At 47.1% G+C, this 25,404-nt stretch carries 24 protein-coding genes; 6 read left to right on the top strand and 18 right to left on the bottom strand.

All coding sequences use genetic code 11. The features are described from left to right. The first annotated feature begins 102 nt into the window (after window positions 1–102). The 4 genes from ACHBGV_RS06835 to ACHBGV_RS06820 all read left to right on the top strand — a co-directional run bounded on the left by ACHBGV_RS06835 (window position 103) and on the right by ACHBGV_RS06820 (window position 3,442). Window positions 103–561 (top strand): Fur family transcriptional regulator, encoded by a 459-nt coding sequence (locus ACHBGV_RS06835; RefSeq protein ID WP_394735954.1) that lies wholly within the window; start codon window positions 103–105, stop codon window positions 559–561. Between the two features lie 148 nt (window positions 562–709). Next, complete coding sequence (locus tag ACHBGV_RS06830) at window positions 710–2,575, top strand: heavy metal translocating P-type ATPase (protein ID WP_394735953.1); 1,866 nt, start codon at window positions 710–712, stop codon at window positions 2,573–2,575. A 131-nt stretch (window positions 2,576–2,706) separates the two neighbouring features. Beyond that, window positions 2,707–3,231, top strand: a complete 525-nt coding sequence (locus tag ACHBGV_RS06825) for a hypothetical protein (RefSeq protein ID WP_394735952.1) — start codon at window positions 2,707–2,709, stop codon at window positions 3,229–3,231. Window position 3,232: 1 nt separating this feature from the next. Further along, the gene (locus tag ACHBGV_RS06820; RefSeq protein WP_172009009.1) at window positions 3,233–3,442 is read left to right on the top strand and encodes a helix-turn-helix transcriptional regulator; all 210 of its coding nucleotides are present in this window, start codon (window positions 3,233–3,235) and stop codon (window positions 3,440–3,442) included. Between the two features lie 30 nt (window positions 3,443–3,472). On the opposite strand, the gene ACHBGV_RS06815 is transcribed toward ACHBGV_RS06820, so the two are convergent. The 14 genes from ACHBGV_RS06815 to ACHBGV_RS06750 form a co-directional block, all read right to left on the bottom strand. After that, the gene (locus tag ACHBGV_RS06815; protein WP_394735951.1) at window positions 3,473–3,844 is read right to left on the bottom strand and encodes an NADPH-dependent F420 reductase; all 372 of its coding nucleotides are present in this window, start codon (window positions 3,842–3,844) and stop codon (window positions 3,473–3,475) included. Then, window positions 3,766–4,053, bottom strand: coding sequence for a hypothetical protein (locus tag ACHBGV_RS06810; RefSeq protein WP_394735950.1), 288 nt, complete (start codon window positions 4,051–4,053; stop codon window positions 3,766–3,768). The genes ACHBGV_RS06815 and ACHBGV_RS06810 overlap by 79 nt, the downstream gene beginning before the upstream one ends. 461 nt (window positions 4,054–4,514) lie before the next feature. Continuing rightward, window positions 4,515–5,186, bottom strand: coding sequence for an amino acid ABC transporter permease (locus ACHBGV_RS06805; RefSeq protein ID WP_105123055.1), 672 nt, complete (start codon window positions 5,184–5,186; stop codon window positions 4,515–4,517). Between the two features lie 91 nt (window positions 5,187–5,277). After that, window positions 5,278–6,153, bottom strand: coding sequence for a transporter substrate-binding domain-containing protein (locus tag ACHBGV_RS06800; protein ID WP_172095529.1), 876 nt, complete (start codon window positions 6,151–6,153; stop codon window positions 5,278–5,280). A 124-nt stretch (window positions 6,154–6,277) separates the two neighbouring features. Continuing rightward, on the bottom strand, window positions 6,278–7,726 hold the full coding sequence (locus tag ACHBGV_RS06795) for an amidase (protein WP_394735949.1): 1,449 nt from the start codon (window positions 7,724–7,726) through the stop codon (window positions 6,278–6,280). Between the two features lie 66 nt (window positions 7,727–7,792). Then, window positions 7,793–8,620, bottom strand: coding sequence for a lipoate--protein ligase family protein (locus ACHBGV_RS06790; protein WP_105160392.1), 828 nt, complete (start codon window positions 8,618–8,620; stop codon window positions 7,793–7,795). Between the two features lie 222 nt (window positions 8,621–8,842). After that, on the bottom strand, window positions 8,843–9,973 hold the full coding sequence (gene dnaJ, locus ACHBGV_RS06785; RefSeq protein ID WP_170239381.1) for a molecular chaperone DnaJ: 1,131 nt from the start codon (window positions 9,971–9,973) through the stop codon (window positions 8,843–8,845). A 432-nt stretch (window positions 9,974–10,405) separates the two neighbouring features. Continuing rightward, complete coding sequence (dnaK, locus tag ACHBGV_RS06780; RefSeq protein WP_002943084.1) at window positions 10,406–12,229, bottom strand: molecular chaperone DnaK; 1,824 nt, start codon at window positions 12,227–12,229, stop codon at window positions 10,406–10,408. Window positions 12,230–12,453: 224 nt separating this feature from the next. Continuing rightward, window positions 12,454–12,885 carry a GNAT family N-acetyltransferase gene (locus ACHBGV_RS06775; RefSeq protein ID WP_238719219.1) on the bottom strand — a complete coding sequence of 144 codons (432 nt, stop codon included), beginning with the start codon at window positions 12,883–12,885 and terminating at the stop codon, window positions 12,454–12,456. After that, window positions 12,886–13,398: a nucleotide exchange factor GrpE gene (gene grpE, locus ACHBGV_RS06770; protein WP_002943082.1), complete on the bottom strand. Its 513-nt coding sequence runs from the start codon at window positions 13,396–13,398 to the stop codon at window positions 12,886–12,888. 12 nt (window positions 13,399–13,410) lie between these two features. Further along, window positions 13,411–14,445 carry a heat-inducible transcriptional repressor HrcA gene (gene hrcA / locus ACHBGV_RS06765; protein WP_394735948.1) on the bottom strand — a complete coding sequence of 345 codons (1,035 nt, stop codon included), beginning with the start codon at window positions 14,443–14,445 and terminating at the stop codon, window positions 13,411–13,413. A gap of 220 nt (window positions 14,446–14,665) precedes the next feature. Further along, window positions 14,666–15,361, bottom strand: coding sequence for a histidine phosphatase family protein (locus ACHBGV_RS06760; protein WP_172079315.1), 696 nt, complete (start codon window positions 15,359–15,361; stop codon window positions 14,666–14,668). A 76-nt stretch (window positions 15,362–15,437) separates the two neighbouring features. Continuing rightward, a complete protein-coding gene (locus ACHBGV_RS06755; protein WP_394735947.1) occupies window positions 15,438–16,775 on the bottom strand; it encodes a PFL family protein in 1,338 nt (445 codons plus the stop codon). A gap of 10 nt (window positions 16,776–16,785) precedes the next feature. Further along, complete coding sequence (locus tag ACHBGV_RS06750; RefSeq protein ID WP_172095314.1) at window positions 16,786–17,052, bottom strand: ACT domain-containing protein; 267 nt, start codon at window positions 17,050–17,052, stop codon at window positions 16,786–16,788. Window positions 17,053–17,471: 419 nt separating this feature from the next. Here ACHBGV_RS06750 and ACHBGV_RS06745 point away from each other — a divergent pair, with 419 nt between their 5' ends. Together ACHBGV_RS06745 and ACHBGV_RS06740 are read left to right on the top strand one after the other, a co-directional pair. After that, window positions 17,472–19,223: an ABC transporter ATP-binding protein gene (locus ACHBGV_RS06745; protein WP_394735960.1), complete on the top strand. Its 1,752-nt coding sequence runs from the start codon at window positions 17,472–17,474 to the stop codon at window positions 19,221–19,223. Continuing rightward, entirely contained in the window at window positions 19,213–20,958 is a 1,746-nt protein-coding gene (locus tag ACHBGV_RS06740) for an ABC transporter ATP-binding protein (protein WP_394735946.1), read from the top strand. Before ACHBGV_RS06745 ends, ACHBGV_RS06740 begins: the two co-directional genes overlap by 11 nt. 139 nt (window positions 20,959–21,097) lie before the next feature. Here the strand turns inward: ACHBGV_RS06740 and fni are convergent, their stop codons facing one another. The 4 genes from fni to mvk are packed head-to-tail and all read right to left on the bottom strand — an operon-like array spanning window position 21,098 to window position 25,236. Beyond that, window positions 21,098–22,192 carry a type 2 isopentenyl-diphosphate Delta-isomerase gene (fni, locus tag ACHBGV_RS06735; RefSeq protein ID WP_394735945.1) on the bottom strand — a complete coding sequence of 365 codons (1,095 nt, stop codon included), beginning with the start codon at window positions 22,190–22,192 and terminating at the stop codon, window positions 21,098–21,100. Between the two features lie 9 nt (window positions 22,193–22,201). Beyond that, window positions 22,202–23,281: a phosphomevalonate kinase gene (locus ACHBGV_RS06730; protein WP_172095318.1), complete on the bottom strand. Its 1,080-nt coding sequence runs from the start codon at window positions 23,279–23,281 to the stop codon at window positions 22,202–22,204. Window position 23,282: 1 nt separating this feature from the next. Further along, window positions 23,283–24,308: a diphosphomevalonate decarboxylase gene (gene mvaD / locus ACHBGV_RS06725; protein ID WP_394735944.1), complete on the bottom strand. Its 1,026-nt coding sequence runs from the start codon at window positions 24,306–24,308 to the stop codon at window positions 23,283–23,285. Window position 24,309: 1 nt separating this feature from the next. Next, window positions 24,310–25,236 (bottom strand): mevalonate kinase, encoded by a 927-nt coding sequence (gene mvk, locus ACHBGV_RS06720; RefSeq protein ID WP_394735943.1) that lies wholly within the window; start codon window positions 25,234–25,236, stop codon window positions 24,310–24,312. Window positions 25,237–25,404 lie beyond the last annotated feature (168 nt).

Genomic DNA, 25,404 nt, shown 5'->3' with positions numbered 1-25,404 from the left:
GCAATCCAGATATTTCTCCATCCATATTTGACAGCCCTGAAAAAAAAGTCTATAATGAAGACAAATAAATTAGAATTATTATAAAAAGAATAGGAGACCACTATGGAACTCCACTCCCATTTGAACAAGGAGCATCAGACCAGCTACGACCATGTCATCACTCATTTGAAAGAGCAAGGCGTCCGCATCACAGAAACGCGTAAAGCTGTCGTGGCTTATATCATCGAGACCGATGCCCATCCTAGTGCAGAAATGATTTACCAAGATCTTCTACCAGACTACCCGGGAATGAGCCTAGCCACTGTTTACAACAATCTGAAACTCCTGTTGGAAGAAGGATTTGTAACAGAAATCAAACGTACCAATGACACGACAACTTATTATGATTTCATGGGCCATGAACACCTCAATGTCATCTGCGAAAAGTGCGGGAAGATTACCGACTTCATGGACGTAGAAATTCCTAGCCTCAAACGCGAAGCCCACGAACAAACAGGTTACAAGATTACCAAGGAAGTCCTGTCTATCTACGGGATTTGCCCGGATTGCCAAACTAATTGAGAATCCGAAAAAACGACCACAGCGGTCGTTTTTTGGTTTTATGGGAATTGTCTGACAACTCTTATTTAAAATAATTCTAAATAAATATTGACTTTTTATTTAGAATTGTTATAATTAATTTATCCTAAGAGATAAGGAACTTAAAACAATGTTAGACAAATTAAAGAAAAATATCCATATTATCACGACTGCACTCTGTCTCTTCTTCATTATCGTTGGTATCATCTTGCTCAACACAGGACAAGAAGCACTTGCAGCACCTTCCTTCATTTTGGCCTTTGTCATCGGTGGCTACCTGTCTGCCAAGGCAGGACTTTCTGAGCTGATTTTCGACAAGCACCTGTCTGTCGACGTTCTCATGATTTTGGCAGCCATCGGTTCTGGCATTATCGGCTATTGGATGGAAGGTGCCCTGCTCATTTTTATCTTCTCCCTTTCTTCTACCCTGGAAGAATTGGCCATGGAAAAGAGTAGAAATGCTATCGCCTCACTCATGAATATGACACCGCCAACTGCACGAAAAGTCGATGAAAATGGTGAGATTACTGTTCTGGATACGGCATCTATTCATGTCGGTGATACCATTCAGGTTCGTAAAGGCGACACCGTTCCACTTGACGGCACCTTGCTCAGCCCTCAGTCTATTTTTGATGAATCTATGATTACTGGTGAACCATTGCCTGCGGAAAAAGTAGAAGGCGCGACGGTCATCGGAGGGACCATCAACCAAGGTCCAACTGTTCTGGTGCAAGTAACTGCCGAAAAGGGCGACGCCCTTTTTGATAAGATTGTTCAGATGGTGGAAAACGCCCAAGAGAACAAGTCAAAAACAGCTACTTTTATTGAAAACATGGAAGATACCTACGTCAAGATTGTGCTTGCTGTAGTCCCACTGTTCATCCTCTTTGCTCATTTTGCTTTGGGTTGGGAATGGTTGACCGCCTTCTATCGCGGTATGATTTTATTGACCATTGCTTCTCCTTGCGCCTTGGTGGCATCTTCTTCTCCAGCTACCTTGGCAGCCATCAGCCGAGCTGCTCGTAAGGGCATGATTATCAAGGGCGGTGATATTGCAGATAATATCGCTGGACTGGAGGCCATTGTCTTTGACAAGACAGGCACCTTAACCATCGGGAAACCTCAGGTTGTCGATGCTACTTATCTTGGGGAGCAAGATTTGATCAAAGAGGTGGTCCAAGCTGTCGAAAAACAATCTAGCCACCCGATTGCTCAGGCCCTCATGACCTATACGGCTGACAGCTCTGCCATTGACCTAGAAGACATCCAAGACATTACAGGAAATGGATTTAGCGCTCGTTACCAAGGGCAAAACTGGAAAATCGGTAAAGCAGACTTTGTCCTATCCCAACTGGCACAGCCACTATCTGTGGACCATCGCAACCAAATCCACGCTGCTGAAAGCACTGGTAAAACGCTGGTCTATGTCAGTCAAAATGATGCAATCGCCGCTATTTTCTTCATCGAAGATAGCCTCAAACCGGAGAGCAAACAACTGATTACCCAGCTCAAGGAAATGGGCGTCACTCCCATCCTCTTGACGGGCGACCAAGAAAAAACTGCCCGCTATGTAGCCAGTCAAGTCGGTATCGACCGCGTCATTGCTAACTGCCTGCCGACGGACAAGGCCTCTGTCATCCAGGAGCTGCAAAAGGAATTTTCAGCTGTAGGTATGGTCGGCGACGGTATCAACGATGCTCCCGCTCTAGCTCAAGCCAATGTCAGCTATGCCATGGGGTCCGGTACGGATATCGCTATGGAGTCGGCCGACATCGTGCTCATGGAAGACCTGACTCGGATTCCTTACTCCATCCGTCTATCTAAGAAAATGCGGGGCATCATCAAGCAGAACATCATCTTTGCCCTATCCGTCATTGCCCTGCTTATCATCTCCAACCTCTTCCAGTCTATCAACCTCCCACTCGGTGTGGTGGGCCATGAAGGATCAACGATTTTGGTGATTTTGAATGGGTTGAGACTCTTGTATTTTAAATAGCAGAAAGCCGCCAAGCGATTGGCGGTTTTACTTTAATTCTTTTTAAAAAACGCTTGCATTTCAAAAATTATTGTTTTATAATAATTTTGAAGATAATATTATCATAAAACAATAATAATCGGAGGTTTGCTATGAAAACCAATCTACTCAAAACAGCTGGCATTGTGGCTACTTGTGTTCGCTATTTCTTCTATTTCACCATTGCTCTTTATACCATCTTTACCTTGGCTGGTCTTGGAGGCGACTCCTTTGCGATAGACTCTTGGGAATACACCTTTAATAAACCCATTGACCAGATCAGTGTCTGGCTCATTCTTCTAACGACTGGATTGATTTTAATCGTCTTGGTCGCACTCAGTCACATTGCCTACCTAATTCAAAAACTTTGCAAGCTACTTCTGGAAGAAGATTATTTCGCTTCAGCTAGCCTAGTACTCTATCAGAAACTCTTCATCAGTTTGCTCGTCTTGACTGCTGGGCAATTTTGCCTAACCACTTTGTTTTTCCTGACACATGTTACTGGTCCAAACAACTTCCTCAATCTTCGCTGGTCAGACTTTATCCTCAATGCCCTCTTCCTCTTCGCAACTTATTTTGTCTGGAGATTGGTTCAAAAAGGGCAACAACTTGAAACCGAGAACAGCGAGTTTATCTGATATGGAAATGATCCGCGTAAACTTAGACAAGGTCCTCAAGGACCGAAAAATCACTTCCAAAGACTTAGCCGAACAAGTCGGTATCACCGAGGCCAATCTGTCCATTCTCAAGACAGGCAAGGCAAAAGGCATTCGCTTTAACACCCTTATGAGCATCTGTCGTATTCTGGACTGCCAACCCGGAGATTTATTAGAATACCATAAAGAATAAAGCAGAGATAGCACAATCTCTGCTTTTCTATCATTTAATCAACAAATAGCCACCTAAAGGGCTGACTTTTTGGTCCTTGGTCAATCTCATTTGCAAGAAACCGAGTGCTTCTAATTCCCGCGTGCGTTTGAGATCACCGACATCCACTGTGTCCAATCCTGTTGCTGCAATACTCGCTGCCAAAACTTCCTTAGCATCTGTATCATCAGAAGCCATGTGCACCACTGGAGTGTGACCTTGACCGACATTGTTCGTCTGCAACATCATGGCTGATGAGGTGTTGAAAGCCTTGATGACCTTGGTTTCAGACAATTTTTCAGCAATCATCTCGGCAGATGAGCTTCCTGCTGGTACCACCAATTCATCCCAGGTATCAAAGTTGACAGGATTGGAAATGTCCACCAAAATCTTCCCTGAAAAGCTTCTTTATTTTCCTCTACCACGCCTGCAATGGCATCATAACGCAAGGCCAAGATAACCACATCACCCAGAGCACGACCTTGCAAGTCTTCACGGTCCACATAGTCAATTTGATGACCGCCTGACTCCAGCAAATCGCCGATGGTTCGTCGTCCCATTTTCCCTTTACCAAAAACTGTAATAATAACCATGATATACTCCACCTTTCTTAAAAAACCTTAGCAATATATCACTAACTATCGATATATTTTATAACACTCCTCTTTTCAGCAGATTGCAAGTAAAAAACTCACAAACTATGATGAGGATGAACCTGGGCAAAAAGCCTCGGATCACTTTCTTTAGTTCGAATCAACATCTCAGCGCAGTGGTTGATTGGCTTTCACAGTTTGGGGAACTGTGAAAGGTTGGAAATAAGGATTGCGTAGCAAACCTCATTTCGTTCGCGTTTTTCGCTCCGAACTAGTCCTAACAAATGATGCGAACTCCGTTCAATCTATTTCCAACCTTTAACTGTCCCCCAGACAGTTGAAGCTGTGCGGAGGGCAGACGAACTTTTCTTAGCTTTGTCGAGTGCTTGCCCACTCCCTCTGCTCTGCCATTTTCCAAGAAAAAATGACCCGATACTCCTATCGAATCATCTTTTTAACCATTAATAAGTAGCCAGACGTTTTTCCAAGCGTAACTGCCCCACAGCATAGAGTGTACAAATGACCCAATAAATCAAGGCTACGCAGATATAGACAGTCATGTAGTCTGACTTAGCACCGCCGACGATTTTGGCCTTGTTGAAAATTTCAGGCACTGTAATCATGGCTGTCAGCGAGGTACTTTTTACCATGTCCAACAGAACATTGCTCAAAGGCGGTAGGGCAATGCGGAAGGCCTGAGGAATGATAATCTTGCGGTAGATAACATTGGTCTTGAGGCCCAGACTGCGTGCCGCCTCCCATTGACCCTTATCAATAGCCGACAGGGAAGAACGGATGATTTCCGAGATGTAGGCCGATGACATGGAAGTAAAGGCAATGATGGACGCTGATATCGCATCCAGCTGAATGCCCATAAAGGGCAGACCAAAATAGATAAAGAAAAGCAAGACCATAAGCGGAATACCCCGCATGAGGGAAATATGAGCCATAGCCAACCAGCGGAGGACGGCAAGCTTAGACATACGCATCAAGGCTACAAAAAAGCCACAAAAGGTCCCTAGGGCAAAGCCGATAAGAGATAGAGCCAATGTGTAGGGCAAGCCCTCTAGAATAAGCGGAATAGCCTCAAAAGCTAGTTTTGGATCAAAAACAGCCTGCCAATTGATAGACATAGAGAAATACCTTGGAGGCGCCGACCAGGTCAACACCCGTCCTTTCTTTACTAGATAAAAAGGTAGGAATCACTTCCAACCTTTCTGATGTTTAGTCAACGTCTACTACTGGCAACTCATCTGCACCTTCAGCAGGTTTGGTCAAGTCTTGTCCAGCATAGTGTTTTTCAGAGATAGCTTTCAAACTACCATCTTCCTTCATTTCTTTGATAACCTTATCCAACTCTTGTTTCAGACTGTCATCTTCTTTGCTCATGACAATCACAGATTCGTTTGGATTGTAACGAACATCACCCATCTTCACTTTGATATCTGGGAATTTTGCAGTAATCATCTTAACTGCGACCACTTGTGTGAAGTAGTCATTTGGAATAAAGTCTGTTCGACCAGTGGATACATCGCGAAGGTAAACGTCGTTGGTTACGTTATCGTAGATAACTGGCTCTGCGCCTTGCTTTTCAGCAATCTTCATGAAGGTTGTACCAGCACCACCACCAGCTTTTTTACCCTTCCAGTCTGAAAGGTCCTTTGCGGTGATGTTTGATGAACCATCTTCACGGACAATCATACCAGATACAGAATACTTGTAAGCCTCAGAGAGGTTGTATTTTTCCTTACGCTCAGCTGTTGGCTGCAGGTTGTTTACTGAAACATCTACCTTGCCTGAGTCTACTGATGTCAGAGCTTCTGCTACACCGATTTCTTGGAATTCAATTTCGAGATCCAAGCGCTTGCCGATTTCCTTCATCATATCGACTTCATAACCAACCAATTCCTTCTTGTCATTGTAGTATGACGTTGGGAAAAGCGTACCTGGAGTCGCAACTTTCAAGACACCTGCTTCCTTGACTTGTTCCCATTTGGTTGGTTCTGCAGTTGCTTCTTCTGTCTTAGAAGCGTTGCTTGAGCAAGCTGCCAGCGTTAATGTAGATACAAGAAAGGCTGATGCCAACAATTTTTTCAACATGTCAATCTCCTCTGGAAGTGACAAACTTCCTTTTTCTTTATTTTTGGTGTTAACCCACCAACTTTAATAGGGTAACATTTTGAAAAAGATTTGGCAAGAATTTGGTACCGTTTTTTGTAGCCATTTACATTCTAAACAAATGGGCATCTTCCAAGTCCTGGGCTAGCTGTAAAAGGATGCCTTCTCGGCCCTTAGCTGCTGTCAATTGGACCCCTATCGGTAGGCCTTCTTTGGTAACATGCGTCGGCAAACTAATGGATGGTTGGCCTGTAATATTGGCCTGTTGCGTAAAGGGAGTAAGAGCGAGACTGTCCACAAACATCTCCCAGATCAAGTCCTGCTGAGCAGCCATTGAATATTCCTGGGTCTGCTTGAGGCGGGTTTCTAAATCAACAGACGGCTGAAATTGACCATGAAGAGGAGCCACATCTGCCACCGTGGGAGTCAGGAGAATGTCGTAGGTCTGGTGAAATTCCTGCATGCTGGCACTGTAGCGGTCCCAATCCTGTAAAACCTTAGAATAAAGCTTGGCCGGTATGGTTTGACCGCTCTGATAAATGGCCCAGGTCATGGGCTCCATGTCATCCAGAGTCATTGGGCGTCCAAAAGCCGTTTCAATTTCATCAAACATCTGAGCAGTCTCTACGCTATTCATAATATAATAGGACTGCATCACTTCACTCCCGTCCAAGGGCTGTCGCTGTAATTCCTCCACTTGATGACCCATCCCTAGAAGGTGGTCGACCAGCTGAAGAACCGCCGTCTGCGCTTCCAGACTAACCTTGCTACCAATAGGGGATTGACTGGTAAAGGCAATTTTCAAAGGGCGATTAAGAGAACTGAAAATCGACTCTTCCGACAGGGTTGCCAAGGGAAAAGGCGCCTCAACCTGATAGGTTTGAAAATGATAAAGCAGCCGCTTGGTGTCCCGAACGGACTTGGTCAAGGCAAAGTTGCTAGAAGCCCCCTGCCAACCTCGGAAAGACTTGGGACCGACAGGAATGCGCCCACGACTGGGCTTGAGACCAATCAAACTATTGAAGGACGCGGGAATCCGAATGGAACCACCACCGTCCGATGCTGCCGCAATGCTGACCATTCCAGAAGCCAGGGCTGCAGCTGCTCCTCCGCTTGAACCGCCAGCATTGCGCTTGACATCTGATGGGAGATTGACCGGACCATGGACCAGAGCATCCGAGATATTTTTAAAGCCAAACTCCGGAGTATTGGTCCGACCCAGAATAATAAAACCCAGGTCCTTGAGAGCTTGCACATACCTATCCGTATGGCCGACCGAATGACCCTGAAACAACCGAGAACCCGCTGAAGAGGGATGCCCCTTTTCATTTTGCCCTAAATCCTTTAACAGCAAAGGAACCCCAGCAAAAGGTTTACCCAAAAAATCTTGCTCTTCTGCCTCAGCTAGAGCCTGGTCATACTGGGTGTAGACCACCGCATTAAACTGCGGATTTAGCACCTCTATCTTCTCGATAGCCTCTTGGACCAGTTCCTTGGCCGAAACCTGTCCACCATTGACAGCCTGAGCCTGAGCTGTCGCATCCATCCATTCCATATCTATACCTTTCTCTTTTGTAAATAGCAGAGCTGCTAGCTAGCCTGAGGGCAAAACTTGATACGACTATATGCCATACTTCTCCTGAAACTCCTTAATTCCTCGTCCCAGGTCCATAAAGTCAGCCATATTGTCCGACGAGGGATAATAGTTTGAAAGCCTAGCACCATTTCTCTCTAGGACGACCTCAATTCGCTTCTGCATATCCTCGACTGTCAATTCACGACCAACCAGGTCTGAGAGATTGGCCATAGAATCTGGATTGACCTGGGGATAGCGGTCTGGTATCGGTTGGCCACCACTACTCGCCTGGTAAAAATCAGCCACCAGCTGGCCTCGAGCTGCTTGATTGCCATGAACACTGATATAGGCTGAAATAGCAATGGCCTGCTTATAGACCCGCTGGGCCAAACCAGCAAACTTCCGCCCCTGGATAGACAAATCATAGGTGCCTGGGCAGTAGGAAGTCGCTATTTCGCCACTCTCCACTTGAACTGGAAAATCCGCCAAAGACTGGCTAATCAAGTCCACCATGACCTGATAGCTTTTGTGGAGGTTGACCTGATGCCCTTGAGCATTCGGCAAAATCAAGGTCAGATTGAGTACGCCTTGGTCAGCCACCACTGCCAAACCACCCAGACTACGGATAATAGGGCTGTAGCCAGCCTGTTTAATATGAGCCAGACCAGCCGACAAGTCCGGCACCTGACTGTCCATCATGCCCAATATGACCGTCGTATCCATGGGCCAGTAGTGCAGAATACCTTGCTGGGTCTGTTGATTGACCTCGCGCAAAAAGACTTCTGTCCAGACCAAGGGGCCCTGCTTACTCCCTGCCAGACCCGAACGATCCTGGTATTTTTTCAGCTCAAGACCAGTCAACCACTTGTCCATCCGTAATCCCTTTCATTTCTACTAATGCTCTTATTTTACCATAAGACTGTTGGAACTATTTGAAAAAAATACTGATATAGAAAAAGAGGTTTGATATAACATCCAACCTCACATTATTTGAACAGTAAAAACACTTTAACACAGTGGTTAATTGGCTTTCACAGTTTGATTTTCATTGAGTATGATACAGAAAAAGGACTGGCAGTGCCAATCCAATCTCTCTTATAAATCTTCAAAAGCATCCTTGACCTTGTCGAAAAAGCCTTTTTTCTGCGGATGAACATTGATATTGCCTGCTGCCGCAAAATCTTTTAAAGCTGCTTTCTGGCGGTCATTGAGCCCTGTTGGTGTCACTACATTGACAGTGACATACTGGTCACCCATGGCACCCCCGCGGATACTTGGCGCACCCTTGCCTTTAAGACGGAAGGTCTTGCCTGTCTGGGTCCCTTCCGGAATAACCATATCCACATCACCATGAACCGTTGGCACATGGACGGTGTCACCTAGTGCAGCTTGAACAAAGTTGAGGTCCAATTTGTAAAGAATGGTCGTACCTTCACGCTCAAATTTATCCGATGCCTCGACTTGAACGACTACATAGAGATCTCCGTAAGAGCCTCCGTTAAATCCAGCTTCACCTTGACCAGCCAGACGGATACGCTGACCAGTTTCGACACCTGCAGGAACCTTGACCGTAACAGTGTGAGCCTGTTTCTCATGACCAGTTCCACGACAGGTCGTACACGGATCCTTAATCTGCTTGCCACGACCGTGACAGACATCACAGGTCATCTGACGGCGCATGGTTCCAAGTGGTGTCTGTGTATCAACATTGATAACACCAGAGCCATGACAGCGTCCACAAGTTACAGGACTGGTCCCAGGTTTGGCACCCGAACCAGTACAGGTACGACAAGTTGCCTCACGGTTGTAGGAAACTTCTTTTTCAGCACCGAAAATAGCCTCTTCAAATTTCAAATTGACACGGTACTGCAAATCATCTCCCTGACGAGGTGCATTAGGATTACGTTGAGCAGTTCCACCGCCGAAGAAACTAGAGAAGATATCCTCGAAACCGCCGAAACCAGCACCGTCAAAGCCACCAAATCCGCCACCGCCGAAGCCACCATTGGCTCCAGCCGCACCAAATTGGTCATAAGAGGCACGTTTTTGAGGATCGCTCAAGGTCTCGTAGGCCTCTTGAACTTCCTTATATTTATCTTCCGCACCAGCATCCTTGTTAATGTCTGGGTGATATTTTTTTGATAGCTTACGATAAGCTTTTTTAATTTCGTCCTGTGAGGCGTCCTTAGAGACGCCGAGACGATCATAGTATTCTGTATTGTTCATATAAGATACCTTATCTTTTATTTTTGATAGTTGCCTTAGGCTGCGGGGACGCTGTGAGCTTTTCCTCGCTTATGGCTAGAGGTTTCTTATTGTCAACTTTGTTGCCAATAAAACCTCTTCCCTAAGTCTCAAAAATCTCTCTAGCTAAGTTTCAAGCCTAAGGTATTGAAACTTCCCGAAATACCACAGCGGCGGTAACTATCGTTTTAGCGACCCCTGGTCGCTCTTGCTGACGCACATTACCCAAAAACAGAGGCTGGGTTGCAACCTCTGTGATTGGAATTTTGACTTAATAATGATTTCTATTCTCGAGAAGATGAGAACTGAGTTCGAGCTAAGAACTTCGGTAAAAAGATAACTTTCCTTGAATGAAAGCATTCAGCGTTAAGTTCCTATTTTTCTGTCGTTCTCTTAACTCTCTCACATCTTAACTTACTTTTCCGTAAACTCGCCGTCTACTACATCATCGCCTGCGTTGTTAGCTGTTTGAGCACCTTCTTGGCCTGCGGCTGCTTGTTGTGCTGCTGCGGCTTGTTCATAGAGTTTCACTGCAAGGGCTTGGGCTTTTTCGTTGAGGTTTTCAAGTTTAGCTTTCATGTCGTCCAAGTTGTTTGCTTCTTGAGCTGCTTTCAACTCGTCAAGAGCTGCTTGGGCTTGGTCACGTTCTGCGTCGAAGCCTTTGCCTTCAGTTTCTTTAAGCGTTTTCTCAGTCGCAAAGATTGCTTGGTCCACATCGTTACGAAGGTCTACTTCTTCCTTACGTTTCTTATCTGCTTCTGCGTTTGCTTCTGCATCTTTCATCATGCGGTCGATTTCTTCATCTGTCAAACCTGAGTTAGACTGGATAACGATGGTTTGCTCTTTTTGCGTACCAAGGTCTTTGGCTTTTACAGAAACGATACCGTTCTTGTCGATGTCAAATGTTACTTCGATTTGTGGGATACCACGAGGTGCTGCAGGGATGTCAGTCAATTGGAAGCGACCAAGTGTCTTGTTGTCTGCTGCCATTGGACGCTCACCTTGAAGCACGTGGATGTCAACAGCTGGCTGGTTGTCCGCCGCAGTTGAGAAGACTTGTGACTTAGAAGTTGGGATAGTTGTATTGCGGTCGATGAGTTTTGTAAATACGCCACCCATTGTTTCGATACCAAGTGACAATGGTGTTACATCAAGAAGGACAACGTCTTTGACATCACCAGTGATCACACCACCTTGGATTGCCGCACCCATAGCAACAACTTCGTCAGGGTTTACAGATTTGTTTGGCTCTTTACCTGTTTCAGCTTTTACAGCTTCTACAACGGCTGGGATACGAGTTGAACCACCGACAAGGATGACTTCGTCAATTTCTGACAAGCTAAGGCCTGCATCTGAAAGAGCTTGACGAACAGGAACTTTTGTACGTTCTACAAGGTCGTAAGTCAATTCGTCAAATTTTGCACGAGTCAATGTCATTTCCAAGTGAAGCGGACCTGCTGCACCTGCAGTGATGAACGGCAAGCTGATTTGAGTTGAAGTCACACCTGAAAGGTCTTTCTTAGCTTTTTCAGCTGCATCTTTCAAACGTTGAAGAGCCATTTTGTCAGCTGACAAGTCGATGCCGTTTTCTTTCTTGAATTCAGCTACCATGTGGTCGATAATCTTTTGGTCAAAGTCGTCACCACCGAGCTTGTTGTCACCTGCTGTTGCAAGTACGTCAAAGACACCGTCACCAAGTTCAAGGATAGACACGTCGAATGTACCACCACCAAGGTCGAATACCAAGATTTTCTCGTCTTTGTCAGTCTTGTCCAAACCATAAGCAAGGGCTGCTGCAGTTGGCTCGTTGACGATACGTTCTACTTCAAGACCTGCGATTTTACCAGCGTCTTTTGTTGCTTGACGTTGGGCATCGTTGAAGTAAGCTGGAACTGTGATAACGGCTTTAGTTACTTTTTCACCAAGGTATTCTTCAGCATAACCTTTCAAATATTGAAGGATCATTGCTGAGATTTCTTGTGGAGTGTATTCTTTGCCGTTTGCTGAAACTTTTTCAGAAGTTCCCATTTTTGATTTGATAGAGATGATGGTATCTGGGTTAGTTACCGCTTGGCGTTTTGCCGCATCACCAACGATGATTTCACCATTTTTGAAAGACACAACAGACGGAGTTGTGCGATTTCCTTCTGGGTTTGCGATGATTTTTGATTCAGTTCCTTCAAGAACTGCAACTGCTGAGTTTGTTGTACCTAAGTCAATACCGATAATTTTAGACATATGATTTACCTCTTTTTTTATTTCTTTTAGTGATACTCTCCTTAAGTGGCGACGCCGTCAGAGCCCGCTTTTGCGGTCTCTTTGACTAAAGTTTGAGCCAATTGTCTCAAACTTTGCGTATCTACCGCCACGGCGGAGAGTATCAAATGGGCTCACGATGTTCGCCAGCCTACAAGCCTAAGGCCTGTCTTTGTTTACAATTTCATAGTTTAACGACATTTCGGTCAGGTTGTTCGACGCATGAAGATATAGTCATCTTCAATGTTGTTTGATTCTTGAAAGCCTAATTTCTTCCAGAAATTTCTAGCTTCCAAATGTTCTTTATGAACTGGTAGAGAAATTTGAGCTAGGCTGTGCTCTATGCTCAGATAGTCTATGCAGACTTCAGCTGCTTTTCTGCCAAATCCTTTTCCTTGATGATACTTATCAATTAAGAAATTGATGATTTCACCATTGCTGTCTTTGCAGTAAAGCGAAACGTAGCCTATCAATTCACCTTCATTATAAATAGCTTTCGGATGTGAGAATGGTCGAAGGCTCCAAGCTTCTGCCAATGAAAACTCAACTGAATCGACATAATCTTCGTTAGATAAGCCAGAATCTAGATGTAAGCAATCGTGAAAATTTTCATCGCTGATTTCGCGTAGCTCTATCATTTATTCTGACACCACTACCATAGCCGGTCTCAACAGACGTTCATGCAACTTGTAGCCTTTTTGGAAGACTTGTGCGATGTGTTCTGCTGGGCAGTCGTCTGTGGCTGGAACGGTTTGAATGGCCATGTGAAGATTTGGGTCAAAGACATCTGTTGCGACTTCTTCCACCCCTTCTTCTTTGAGGGCTTGAATCAAGCTTTCCTGTACCATTTCCAAGCCTTTTTTGACATCTTCTGTCAATCCTTCGACTTGAAGGGCACGTTCCAAGTTATCCAAGCTCGGCAAGATTTTCTTGGCCAAGTCTTGCGAACGGTAACGCTGAATGGTCTGGCGTTCCTCGTTGGCACGGCGTTGGATATTTTGCATTTCAGCATGGGCACGGAGGTACTTGTTTTCAAATTCCTCTGCACGCTCATTTGCTAAGTCCAATTCTGATTTTTCAGGAGTTTCGACAACTTCTTCTGTTGCTTCAACCTCTTCTACGATTTCTTCGTTTTTGATTTCTTCTGACAAAGCATTCTCCTTCTAATTGACTTCGTAATGATTACTACTTAGATAACGGTAGTAATCGGTTAATTTCATAAATAGGACGCGGCTGATAATGTTGATCAAACTCATCTGTCTGCGGTAGTCCATGTCAACAGGACCAAGCAAACTCATCTGGGCCATGCCCCGATAGGGGATTGGAAAGCGATGATGAATGACTGTCACATCCGCTAGGGCAGGATCCCTATGTTCCGCCACAGAAATGCTGGTCTGCTGGTCTGGAGCCAAGCCCTGCCGCAACTCTGGGGCTAGTAGCTGTGGGCTATCCAAGAGCTGATAAGTAGCTAGATTGCCATAGGTCAGCGAAGCAACCTTTCCACTGATAAAGACTGATTCTCGGAAAAGATTGGAAAAGATATAATCCATCAAATCCAAGACATTGTCCGTCGTGGTGAAGTAACGTTGCACCACCTGGGGAATCTCCGTCCGCAGCTTGTAGTGGATGGACAAGACCGTCTGTCCAACGAAGCGTTCATCCACCAGGCGTTTGAGTACTTCCAAGTCCCTGGTCAAAAAGTTCTTGGGAATGGCAAACTGGACAGTGACAGGTTTAGACTGGTCCAAAGTCAAGACTGCCAGAGCATCGTGGCTACTGAGCTGCACGATATCAAAGGAGGTCACCTGCTGACTGGTAGGCTCCACATCTAAAATGACCGAGGTGTAGTCTGTCAAATCCGCTAGGACCTGACTTGCCCGCTCCAAGATGTCCTCCAGCTTGAAGGCTTCAAAGTCGAAGGCCTTGACCACTTGATAAACATCTTCTTCATCGATATGTTCCAGATTAAGCGAGTGGTTGACAAAGTATTGAAAACCAGCCCGACTGGGCATCCGTCCACTTGATGTGTGGGCCTTTTCCAGCAAGCCCAACTGCTCCAGCTTAGCCATATCATTGCGAATGGTAGCCGAACTTGAAGCAATCATTTCCTGCAAGGCCTTAGAACCAACTGGCTCATGATGACGCGTAAACAATTCAACAATCAGATTCAAAATATCATTTTGACGTTGGGTAATCATCTCCGCTCCTTTCATGAACACGATTGATTTTTAGCTTTAGCACTCTCGTATAACGAGTGCTAACCTATATACTCCCATTATACGCCGAAAAAATGGATTGTCAAGAGAAAAAGACAAAAAATTAGCACTCTTTTGCCTAGAGTGCTAAAAATCGGTCTGAAGACCTAGAGCAATAACCTATCAATAAAAAAATCAGAGAAATCTCCCTGATTTCATATCTTTATTTCCCTTGGGCAATCAACTCTGCTCCGCGTTTGCGGTAGGATAGGTCACCAACTTCTTCAATTAAAAGCTTGCCATTTTCGTATTTGAGGACGGTTATCGAGCCGTTATCGAGAAAGACATTGGCACCACGCTCTGGCTCCAACAGATGAGCCAGGGTTGCAATAGTCATACCGTGGCTGACCACAAGGGCATTACCTCCGCCTTGTTTTTCCAAGTCTTGGGCGATGGATTCAAAACCTGTTAAGATACGATTGCTCAATACCTCCCAGGATTCTGCCCAGCCAGCGGTGTCTGCTTCTTGGATACCTGCTGCGATTTCCGCAAAGGACATGCCTGTCGCATCAACTGTCCCTTTCAAACGAGGCAGGACCCCTTGGAAAAGCTCGGCATCGTACATGCCTTCAAAACTACCGAAACACCATTCACGGATACGCTTGTCTTGGTAATAAGGGATTTTCCCTAAAATTCCTAACTCACGCTGGGCGATGGTCATAGTTTGAACAGTTCTTCCCAAGTCACTAGAAACAGCCAGCTTAAAATCAAGGCCCGCATCCTTTAGCCCCAAACCAAGCTCGCGGATTCCTTCCTCACCAGCCTTGGTCAGCGGTGTGTCACACCAGCCCTGCACGCGCCCAATGGTATTGAACATGGTTTTCCCGTGACGAGAAATATATAATCTTACATCTGCCATTCCTTTTTCTCCTTGTCATTTCTTACTATATAGTATAACAAAAAACCGACTGCTTGTGGCAATCGGTCTACGTTTTTTAGTTCTTAAAACTATGAATCGGTGCTGGAATCTGTCCACCACGATTGATAAAGTCCACAGACGAAGCTTGATTGACCTTCATAACAGGAGCTGTTCCTAGAAGGCCACCAAATTCGATCATGTCCCCTTCTTTTCCAAGTGGAATAATACGGACCGCAGTCGTTTTCTGGTTGATAACTCCAATGGCAGCCTCATCCGCAATCATAGCCGCAATGGTTTCAGCAGGCGTTGTTTCTGGAATGGCAATCATATCCAAACCTACAGAACAGATAGCCGTCATGGCTTCCAATTTTTCAAGGTTAAGGGAGCCATTTTGCACCGCCGCAATCATGCCCTCGTCCTCAGAAACAGGAATAAAGGCACCTGACAAGCCACCGACTTGGTTGCAGGCCATAACCCCACCCTTTTTCACTGCATCATTGAGCAGAGCAAGGGCAGCAGTCGTTCCGTGCGTACCAACGGTTTCTAAGCCCATTTCCTCCAAAACCCGTGCCACTGAGTCGCCAACAGCCGGCGTTGGAGCAAGCGACAGATCCACGATACCGAACTTGACACCCAGGCGTTCGCTGGCCATATTGCCGACCAGCTGACCGATACGGGTAATCTTGAAGGCGGTCTTCTTGACGGTCTCCGCCACCACATCAAAGCTCTCACCACGCACTTTTTCAAGGGCACGCTTGACCACACCAGGTCCAGACACACCGACATTGATGACCACATCCGCCTCGCCGACACCATGGAAGGCACCCGCCATGAAGGGATTGTCCTCGACCGCATTGGCAAAGACCACCAGCTTGGCCGCCCCCATATCAGAAGCTTCCGCCGTCTCCTTGATGATCCGCCCCATGTCCCGCACAGCCGTCATATTGATACCCGTCTTGGTCGATCCGATATTGACCGACGAGCAGACTTTTGTCGTTTGGGCCAATGCCTGCGGAATAGAGTTGATGAGGATTTCATCTCCTTTTTGGTAGCCCTTTTGAACCAGAGCTGAAAAGCCTCCGATAAAATCAATGCCAATCTCATGGGCCGCCTTGTCCAAGGCATGAGCCAAAGGCAGATAATCTGTCGCATCTGTCGCCGCACCAATCAGGGAAATCGGCGTAACCGACACCCGTTTGTTGACAATAGGGATACCAAGCTCTGCTGCAATCTCATCACCGACCGCTACCAAGTTCTTGGCCTTAGTGACAATTTTTGTATACACTTTCTCCGCAGCCTTGTCAATATCCGCATCAATACAGTCCAAGAGGGAAATCCCCATAGTAATGGTCCGAATATCGAAGTGCTGCTCCTCGATCATCTCAATGGTTTCAGTAACTTGTCTAATATCCATGGTCTACCTCTTATAAGTTGTGCATAGCATCAAAAATGGCCGCACTTTGAATGTTGATTTTCACATTGAGCTCCTGACCGTAGGCCTCAAGCTCTGCACGCAAGGCTGTGAAATCCTTCTTCCCATCAGCCGATACCACCGCCATCATGGTAAAATACTCATCCAAAACGGTCTGTGAAATGTCATCGATATTGAGCTCCAAGGCCGCAAGTTTGCTTGCAACACCTGCCACGATACCTGTCTTATCTTTTCCTACAACAGTAACAATAGCTTTCATGTTTCTACCTCATAAAATTTTCTCCTATTTTACCACAAATAAGAGGAAAACGGAATTGCTAGGACATATTGACCTCGAAATGTTCGCCTCTCCAGTTTATCTGAAAGACAAGGACAATCTCAAAAAAAAGTCCTCATGGCTACTTACTTTCCTTTTTCTGAATAGTATGTTACACTGGAATGTACATTTATAACCTGTATGACTCCACAGTCTGGGGGAGACTGTTGGAAGTTGGAGAGGGAGCGAACAGAGTCCGTATCATTCGTTATGACCGGTTCGGAGCCTATAACGCAAATAAACGAAGTTTACTACGCTACCTCAATCTCTAACTAAAAAACAGGAACTATCTGTTGGAGTCTTAGAAAGGATATCCAACCTTTATTTTGCCCAAATTCTATGAAATAAAAGAAAGGATGATTATGAAAATTGTCAAACAACTATGGTGGTTTTTTAAGATAGAGAAAAAGCGCTACCTCCTTGGCATTATCTCTCTGTGTCTGGTCAGTCTCCTCAACCTGCTGCCGGCCTATATTATGGGAGAAATCATTGACCAAATCGACAGCCGTGCACTGACAGGACAGGGACTCCTCTTGGGCGTTCTGGGGCTTATCCTATCTGGCTTTGGCATGTACGCCCTCCGCTATGTCTGGCGAATGAATATCCTGGCCACCTCTTTTCGTCTAGGAAAAATTATGCGGGCTCGCCTCTTTGAGCATTTTATGAATATGTCGCCCTCATTTTTCCAAAATCACAGGACCGGTGACCTCATGGCTCATGCCACCAATGACATCAATGCCTTGACCCGACTAGCAGGTGGTGGCGTCATGTCCTTTGTTGATGCTACCGTTACTGCCTTGGTTACCTTAATTACGATGAGTTTGAGCATTTCCTGGCAAATGACCCTGGTGGCAATCCTCCCCCTACCCTTCATGACGCTCACTACTAATTTTTTAGGCCGTCGCACCCATGAAAATTTCAAGGCTTCACAGGCAGCCTTTTCAGAGCTTAACAACAAGGTACAGGAAGCTGTTTCGGGTATAAAGGTCACCAAATCCTTTGGCTACCAAGAGCAGGAAAGCAAGGCCTTTCAAGAGGTCAACCAGGCAGCCTACCTCCAAAACCTCAAGACCATGCGCTACGATTCCCTCTTCGACCCAGCTGTCCTCTTCTTTGTCGGACTCTCCTATGTTCTCACCTTGATTTTTGGCTCCCAATTCATCGCCCAAGGCCAGGTTACCTTAGGGCAATTGGTCACCTTTATGACTTACCTGGACCTGCTGGTCTGGCCCCTCATGGCTATCGGTTTCCTCTTTAATATTACCCAGCGTGGTGCTGTTTCCTACGACCGCATCCAGAGTTTACTGGATGTTCATTCTGATGTAAAAGAGGCCAGCAAGCCTCTGCCAGCACCAGAAAATGGACAAATCTCCTACAAGGTCGACCGCTTTTCTTACGATAAGGATTCTGAGCAGCCTACTTTAGAAGATATTCACTTCAGCATTGAAAAAGGTCAGACTATCGGCCTGGTTGGTCCAACAGGTTCTGGTAAGACCAGTCTCATCAAGCTCCTCCTACGGGAATATGATGTAGACCAGGGCGCTATTTCCCTAAACGGGCAGGATATCAAAAACTACCGCCTGGCAGACCTGCGTGCCCTTATGGGATATGTTCCCCAGGACCAATTTCTCTTTGCGGCCAGTGTTGCGGACAATATCAGCTTTGGCGACCCTAATTTGGAATTGCAGCACATCAAAGAGGCGGCCAAAACTGTCCATGTCTATGCAGACATCGAAGACATGCCTGACGGCTTTGCGACTATGGTCGGTGAGAAAGGGATTTCCCTATCTGGTGGGCAGAAACAACGTCTAGCCATGGCCCGTGCCATGATTCTCAACCCTGACATCCTGATTTTGGATGATTCCCTATCAGCAGTTGATGCCAAGACAGAACATGCTATTATCGAAAATATCAAGAGCAGCCGTCTGGACAAGACCACTATCATCACAGCCCACCGGCTCTCAGCTGTAGTCCATGCTGACTTGATTTTGGTTATGGAAGACGGAAAAATCGCCGAGCGGGGTACCCACCAGGAACTCTTGGAAAATCAAGCCTGGTACTACGACACCTACATGATGCAACAACTGGAAATGGAGGAAGAAAATGCAAGCTAAATCAAAAGAAAAAGGCGTTTTCTGGCGCCTCCTATCCTATCTCAAACCCTACTCGCTCCTAACTGCTGCAGCCCTGACCTTTCTCTTGCTGACGACTGTTGTTCGCAGCATCATTCCCCTTCTAGCCTCCCACTTTATTGACAATTATATCGGACATATCTCCCAGTCTGGGACCATGATTCTGGCTGCCTATTTTGGGCTTTATCTGGTGCAGATGCTCTTTCAGTATCTAGGCAATATTTGGTTTGCCAAGGTTTCCTATAGCGTAGTCCGAGATATTCGTCGGGATGCCTTTGGCAAGGTCCAAACTCTAGGCATGGCCTATTTCGACCAAACACCGAGCGGTTCTATCGTGTCTCGCCTGACCAATGACACAGAAAGTATCTCAGAGATGTTCTCAGGAATCCTATCCAGCTTTATTTCAGCCCTCTTTGTCATCGTGGTTACTCTCTATACCATGTTTGCCCTGGACTGGAAATTGACCTCCATGCTGGTACTTTTCCTCCCCGTCATCTTCATCCTCGTTAATCTTTACCGCAAAAAATCCGCTCCTGTCGTCGCTAAGACACGCAGTCTCCTCAGCAACATCAACAGCAAGCTAGCAGAGTCTATCGAGGGCATCCGGATTATTCAGGCCTTTTCTCAGGAAAAACGTCTAACTGAGGAATTTGAGGCTATCAACCAGGAACACCTGGCCTATGCTAGCAAGTCTATGGCCCTGGACAGTCTCTTCCTCCGTCCTGCCCTATCGCTGATTAAGATTTTGACCTATGCCCTGCTGATTAGCTACTTCGGCTTGGACTGGTCAGACGCTACTGTATCTGCTGGGATGATTTATGCCTTCATCCAATATGCTAACCGCCTCTTCGACCCGCTTTTGGAGGTCACCCAGCATTTCTCTACCCTGCAAACCTCCATGGTTTCGGCCGGCCGTGTCTTTACCCTTATGGACCAGACCATTGAGGAACCCCTGCAGGTTGACCAGGGAGCCCGTATCAGCCAGGGAGATATCGCTTTTGAGGACGTTTCCTTCTCCTACGACGGCAAACGGAAAATCCTTGACAAGGTTTCTTTTCAGGTCAAGAAAGGCCAGACTATCGCCTTTGTCGGCGCGACCGGTTCTGGAAAATCGTCTATTATCAACGTCTTCATGCGTTTTTACGAATTTGAATCCGGGCGGGTTCTGATTGACGGTCAGGATATCCGAACCTTCCCTGCCCAGGAATTGCGGTCAAATATCGGTCTGGTCTTGCAGGACCCCTTCCTCTATCACGGAACCATTGCCTCCAATATCCAGATGTACCAGGATATCAGTAGAGAGCAGGTCGAGGAGGCAGCCCGTTTTGTGGACGCTGCTCCCTTTATCGAAAAATTGCCAGACGGCTATGACCACCTGGTTACCGAAAAAGGTTCCGCCTTCTCAACTGGACAACGTCAATTGCTGGCCTTTGCTCGCACCATGGCCAGCCAGCCTAAAATCCTGATTTTAGATGAGGCCACAGCCAATATTGACTCCGAAACCGAGCAAACTGTCCAGCATTCCCTGGAAAAAATGCGTCAAGGACGGACTACCATTGCCATCGCCCACCGCCTATCCACCATCCAAGATGCCGATTGCATCTATGTCTTGGACAAGGGCAAGATTATCGAGTCGGGCAACCACGAACAACTCTTGGCCATGGAAGGCACCTACCAACGCATGTACCAATTGCAAGCAGGCCAATTGGCAGAGTAAAGATTGTAAAAGGAGCACCTCAGCCAGGTGCTCCTCTTTCTATTCTATTGTATTCCATAAAAATCAATCTAGCCTAGCTCCCTCGGAGCATTTCAGTCACCAAGGCTCTCGACAAGGATAAGATGATTTTCTAAGAGTATTATTTTTCTGCTGACCGTCTTGCATAGGCCGTCCAGTCAATACCACGTGCCTGACACCAATTCTGCACAGCCGGTGCTAGAATCAGGTCGGTCTTTCTCAAGTCTGCCACAGTTTTAGCACCCAGCATGGTCATGATTTCCGCAATCTGTGTCTGGTAGCAGTCGATAGCCTGCATGGCCTCTTCCAGGCGGTCTGCCTTGCCGTCTTTTACAAATTGCAGGAAGTGATTGGACATCCCGACCAGGTCAGCACCAAGGGCCAGGGCTTTGACAATATCTAGCGGATTTTTAATACCACCTGAGGCGATGACCTGAGGACGACGGTCAGCCGGCAGAGACATGACCTCCACCAGAGAAACCACCGTCGATTGGCCCCAACCCTCCAGGTAGTCGTAATCATGAAAGACTCGACGAGCATTCTCAATCTTGGCAAAATCCGTCCCACCAGTCCCCGAAACATCAACTGTCTGGACACCAACCGAGGCCAATTTTGCCACCGTTTCCCGGCTCATACCAAAGCCAACTTCCTTGGCAATGACAGGCACATCCAGCTCCCGCACCAGAATCTCGATGTTCTTCAACCACATAGAGAAATCTCGGTCCCCCTCTGGCATAACAATCTCCTGAGGAGCATTGACATGAATCTGAATGGCATTGGCCTCCAGCAAATCTACAGCCCGCTTGGCATTGTCCACATCGTGGTGGGCACCTAAGTTAGCAAAAATGATTCCGTGAGGATTTTCTCGACGCATGACAGAAAAGGTCTCCGCCACAGAAGGATCCTTAATGGCCGCACTAACAGAGCCCGACGCCAGCGGAATCTTCCCAAAGCACCCCAAAATCCCCAGCATCTGATTGATTTTCCCAGTCCTTTCACTTCCGCCAGTCATGGCATTGATGAAAAATGGGTGGGCAAAATCCAAACTAGCCACACTGGTTGCAAGGGACACATCCTCCAGCTTAAGCTCTGGCAAAGAATGGTGCACAAAACGAGTCTGGGCAAAGTCCGACGCCGACTGACTACTATACTGCTGGTTGGCCAGCCCCACATGCTGGTCCTTACGATCCAAGCCAAATTGTCCAAAATAATACATAAAATCTCCTTATTCACGCATGGCGATGTTTAGTTGGAGTGGAAGAATCCCGGCTTGTCGCCAAGCCGTCTCAATCATCTCTTTTTGTTTCCTACCGTCTACCAAGCAGATGCCGCAGTCACCTCCACCTGCACCTGAGGATTTGGCCACCGCCCCATAAGTCTGGGCCAGATTAGCCAGTTGACTCAGTATAGGCGTCTCGATGACCAGGCCCATATCAGCTGAAAAATCCTGCAGGAGCCTGCGATTTTCTGCCACAGCCTGCTTGACCGCTGCCACTTGTCCTGTCTGACAGGCCAGGATAAACTGCTCCACACAGGCCTTTGAGTCGGCCAGAAACTGGCTATGGATACGATCCTTCTGCTCCTGGCTTTTCTGACTTTCCAGCTGCTGGACCAAACTGTCTGTCGAGGCCGCCGACCCCGTCCAACCAACCAGGAGTTGCAGGGGAGCGGGTAGCTGGATAGATTCAATCTTCAGGCCCAGCCAATCAGAGACTAACAAGTCCTCCAAGGACTGCTCTGCCATTGCCTGCAAAAGCCAAGCCCGGTCCAAAGAATGGTAGGCTACAAGTCCCCCAAAGCTAGAAGCTGCCAGGTCACCAAAGGAACCTGTCATGCCCAGCTGGGTCTGAGCCAGGGCAGCCAACTTGTAAACCAAGAGGGGCTCAGCTGACTGTTGGTAATAGGCCAAAACCGCCTTGACCGTCGCCACCGTAACCGCACCTGAAGAACCCAGTCCGTACTTGGTACCTGATACCTGGTCGTCCAGGTCTGACTGGATGTCTAGGGCATAAGCTCCTTGACAGGTCAAGCCCTTGGTCTGCAGATAGTCCTCGGTCACCTGCATGGCTGTCGTAATCAGTGGATAGGGATTTTCCCCATGGGTAACAATAGTCGCTCCCTGACGGCTCCAAGGCAGATAGAGGTCTGCCTGCTGGATAGAATGAATACTGGCCTGGTCTGACGTTTGAACGGTCACGGTCAGATACTGGTCCACTGCCGCAATGACAGCTGGCTGACCAGCCTCGACCACCGCATATTCCCCTGCCAGAAAGAGCTTGCCTGGTGCTTGTACTTGTACCTGCATCCTAAGACCTCTCTTCAAATACCTGCTGGGAGCCTTGCCAGTCCTCATCTGTCAAAACATAGGCCGCAGGACCTGGTAGGCTGGTAATGATTTTTTCTTTGGGGAGGTACTGAGATAGGCCATCGACCAGCTCTGCCATTTGACTGGCTCTGCAAAGAACCTTGACATTTGGTCCCGCATCCATGGTCATGTAGGCTGATAGGCCGCTTTCCTCGCGGACCTGACGGACAGCCTCCTGGGCCAGCACACTATCTGCCGACCAATAGGTAAACGGCGGATTGGCAGACAGGGTGGTCGCATGCATCTTCATGCCATTATGCTCGGTAATCTGACCGACCTGTTCAAAATCCCGGTCCGCAATAGCCTGCTTAATAACCTGTAAATCTTCCTTAGCGGTGTCCACCCAGGCCTGGTAAAAGGGGGACGTTGCGACCGTATGGTCCATGCCTTCACGGCTGGCAATCTTTTTCTGACCTGTATTGACCGCAAGAACAATCATGCCAATATCCCAGTCCGCATCATCGATGGGATGGGCCATAGAATCTGCCGAACCTGTCCCCATATCCCACTCGACAAAACCTCCGAAAAGGCTACGGGTGCTGGAGCCTGAACCACGACGGGCAAGGGTTGACAATTCCTCTCGACTCAAATTCAGACCTAGAGCTGTCGCGGTAGCCAAGGTCAGGGCCGCAAAGGCTGAGGCTGAGCTGGCTAATCCTGCCGCAGTCGGAACAAAATTGAGACTTTCCACTCGGGCAAAAGTCCTCTCACCTATATATTCGCAAAATAAATCCAAAAATCGCGAAATTTTTAAAATTTCTTTTGAATCTTGCAAAATTCCATTTAAATAAAACTCATCAGCCGTCAAATCGCTGTCAAAAATCACCTTGGTATCTGTGTAAAAGGCATCCAGGGTCAGTGACAGGCTGGAGTTCATGGGCAAGAAGAGTTGTTTGTCTCGCTTACCCCAGTATTTGATCAGGGCGATATTGGTATGGGCACGGGCAATGCCGATTTTCTGGCTCATCTTATTCTCCTAAGTATTGGATCCAGGTTTGCTTGGCGCCTGCTTGGGCGAGGATGCGGACCAATTCCTGGGCTTTTTGTTCTGTTTTTACAAGGGCAATCATACAGCCACCACGTCCGCCTCCGGTCAGCTTGGCTCCTAGAGCTCCATGGGTCTGGGCTAGGCTGACCAGTTTATCTAGGCTGGGGTCTGACACGCCTAATTTTTGTAATAGGACATGGGCTCGACTCATCTTTTGACCTAGAAGCTCTGCCTGATCATGGGCTAAATCCTCTCGAGCAGCCTGGGTTAAAGAACCTAGTTCTTCCACTAGCTGAACGGCCTTTGGCTCATTTTCCAAAAGAGTCGCAACATCAAGAATAGCCTCAAGGGTATTTCCGGTGACGCCGGTGTCAGCCACGACCAAATAAGCCTGGAGGTTGAGGCTCAAAGGTTGGATGGGCTGGTTTTTGACGAAATAAATGGGGAACTTGCCGCTAGTCGTCGCTGCATCAATGCCTGAGGGGTTACCGTGGGCAATCTTTTCCGAGGACTGGACGATGTCCCAGAGCTCGCTGTCGGTCAGCTCCTTTTGGTAGTAGGCAAAGAGGGCGCGTGCCACCGCTACTGCCACTGCGGCACTGGAGCCCATGCCCCGCTCTGCTGGTATAGTGGAACTAATCTGGATATGAATGGCCGGGTCAGTCGGTGCTCCGATGCGGTAGAGGGAAAAGCGAATGGCGTGCTTAAGACTCTCCCAAATCTTGGGCATCTTGTGGACAAATCCCTGGTAAAAATCACAGGTCACGGTTAGAGCAGTCCCCTGGGCCGCAACGGTCGCAATAATCTGGACAGCAGAAAAAGGCATGGCAATGGCCGGCTGACCGTACACCACCGCATGCTCTCCCATTAAAATAATCTTTCCTGCCGAAGCTCCTGCTGCTGTCATATCTGTCTCCTTGTCAATCAGCTCTATTATACCACTTTTTTAAATCAATAGAAAATGTGAAAACAGCCGACCATCGCCGACTGTTTTCTAGGCTAAATTCTCAAAGTAAGTTCTAGTCTGTCTTAAAAACTGGAAATTAGACTGAGACAAGGAAATAAGGTAGAACTT

This window comes from Streptococcus sp. A34 (assembly GCF_043674115.1).
Classification (GTDB): domain Bacteria; phylum Bacillota; class Bacilli; order Lactobacillales; family Streptococcaceae; genus Streptococcus; species Streptococcus suis_V.
This window is presented reverse-complemented; position numbering and strand designations above follow the sequence as displayed.

What these genes read in the sequence shown, in the direction of transcription:
- ACHBGV_RS06835 (WP_394735954.1), top strand. Translation starts at nt 103, where the DNA reads ATGGAACTCCACTCCCATTTGAACAAGGAGCATCAGACCAGCTACGAC.
- ACHBGV_RS06830 (WP_394735953.1), top strand. Translation starts at nt 710, where the DNA reads ATGTTAGACAAATTAAAGAAAAATATCCATATTATCACGACTGCACTC.
- ACHBGV_RS06825 (WP_394735952.1), top strand. Translation starts at nt 2,707, where the DNA reads ATGAAAACCAATCTACTCAAAACAGCTGGCATTGTGGCTACTTGTGTT.
- ACHBGV_RS06820 (WP_172009009.1), top strand. Translation starts at nt 3,233, where the DNA reads ATGGAAATGATCCGCGTAAACTTAGACAAGGTCCTCAAGGACCGAAAA.
- ACHBGV_RS06810 (WP_394735950.1), bottom strand. Translation starts at nt 4,053, where the DNA reads ATGGTTATTATTACAGTTTTTGGTAAAGGGAAAATGGGACGACGAACC.
- ACHBGV_RS06805 (WP_105123055.1), bottom strand. Translation starts at nt 5,186, where the DNA reads ATGTCTATCAATTGGCAGGCTGTTTTTGATCCAAAACTAGCTTTTGAG.
- ACHBGV_RS06800 (WP_172095529.1), bottom strand. Translation starts at nt 6,153, where the DNA reads ATGTTGAAAAAATTGTTGGCATCAGCCTTTCTTGTATCTACATTAACG.
- ACHBGV_RS06795 (WP_394735949.1), bottom strand. Translation starts at nt 7,726, where the DNA reads ATGGAATGGATGGATGCGACAGCTCAGGCTCAGGCTGTCAATGGTGGA.
- ACHBGV_RS06790 (WP_105160392.1), bottom strand. Translation starts at nt 8,620, where the DNA reads ATGGACAAGTGGTTGACTGGTCTTGAGCTGAAAAAATACCAGGATCGT.
- dnaJ (WP_170239381.1), bottom strand. Translation starts at nt 9,973, where the DNA reads ATGAACAATACAGAATACTATGATCGTCTCGGCGTCTCTAAGGACGCC.
- dnaK (WP_002943084.1), bottom strand. Translation starts at nt 12,229, where the DNA reads ATGTCTAAAATTATCGGTATTGACTTAGGTACAACAAACTCAGCAGTT.
- ACHBGV_RS06775 (WP_238719219.1), bottom strand. Translation starts at nt 12,885, where the DNA reads ATGATAGAGCTACGCGAAATCAGCGATGAAAATTTTCACGATTGCTTA.
- hrcA (WP_394735948.1), bottom strand. Translation starts at nt 14,445, where the DNA reads ATGATTACCCAACGTCAAAATGATATTTTGAATCTGATTGTTGAATTG.
- ACHBGV_RS06760 (WP_172079315.1), bottom strand. Translation starts at nt 15,361, where the DNA reads ATGGCAGATGTAAGATTATATATTTCTCGTCACGGGAAAACCATGTTC.
- ACHBGV_RS06755 (WP_394735947.1), bottom strand. Translation starts at nt 16,775, where the DNA reads ATGGATATTAGACAAGTTACTGAAACCATTGAGATGATCGAGGAGCAG.
- ACHBGV_RS06750 (WP_172095314.1), bottom strand. Translation starts at nt 17,052, where the DNA reads ATGAAAGCTATTGTTACTGTTGTAGGAAAAGATAAGACAGGTATCGTG.
- ACHBGV_RS06745 (WP_394735960.1), top strand. Translation starts at nt 17,472, where the DNA reads ATGAAAATTGTCAAACAACTATGGTGGTTTTTTAAGATAGAGAAAAAG.
- ACHBGV_RS06740 (WP_394735946.1), top strand. Translation starts at nt 19,213, where the DNA reads ATGCAAGCTAAATCAAAAGAAAAAGGCGTTTTCTGGCGCCTCCTATCC.
- fni (WP_394735945.1), bottom strand. Translation starts at nt 22,192, where the DNA reads ATGTATTATTTTGGACAATTTGGCTTGGATCGTAAGGACCAGCATGTG.
- ACHBGV_RS06730 (WP_172095318.1), bottom strand. Translation starts at nt 23,281, where the DNA reads ATGCAGGTACAAGTACAAGCACCAGGCAAGCTCTTTCTGGCAGGGGAA.
- mvaD (WP_394735944.1), bottom strand. Translation starts at nt 24,308, where the DNA reads ATGAGCCAGAAAATCGGCATTGCCCGTGCCCATACCAATATCGCCCTG.
- mvk (WP_394735943.1), bottom strand. Translation starts at nt 25,236, where the DNA reads ATGACAGCAGCAGGAGCTTCGGCAGGAAAGATTATTTTAATGGGAGAG.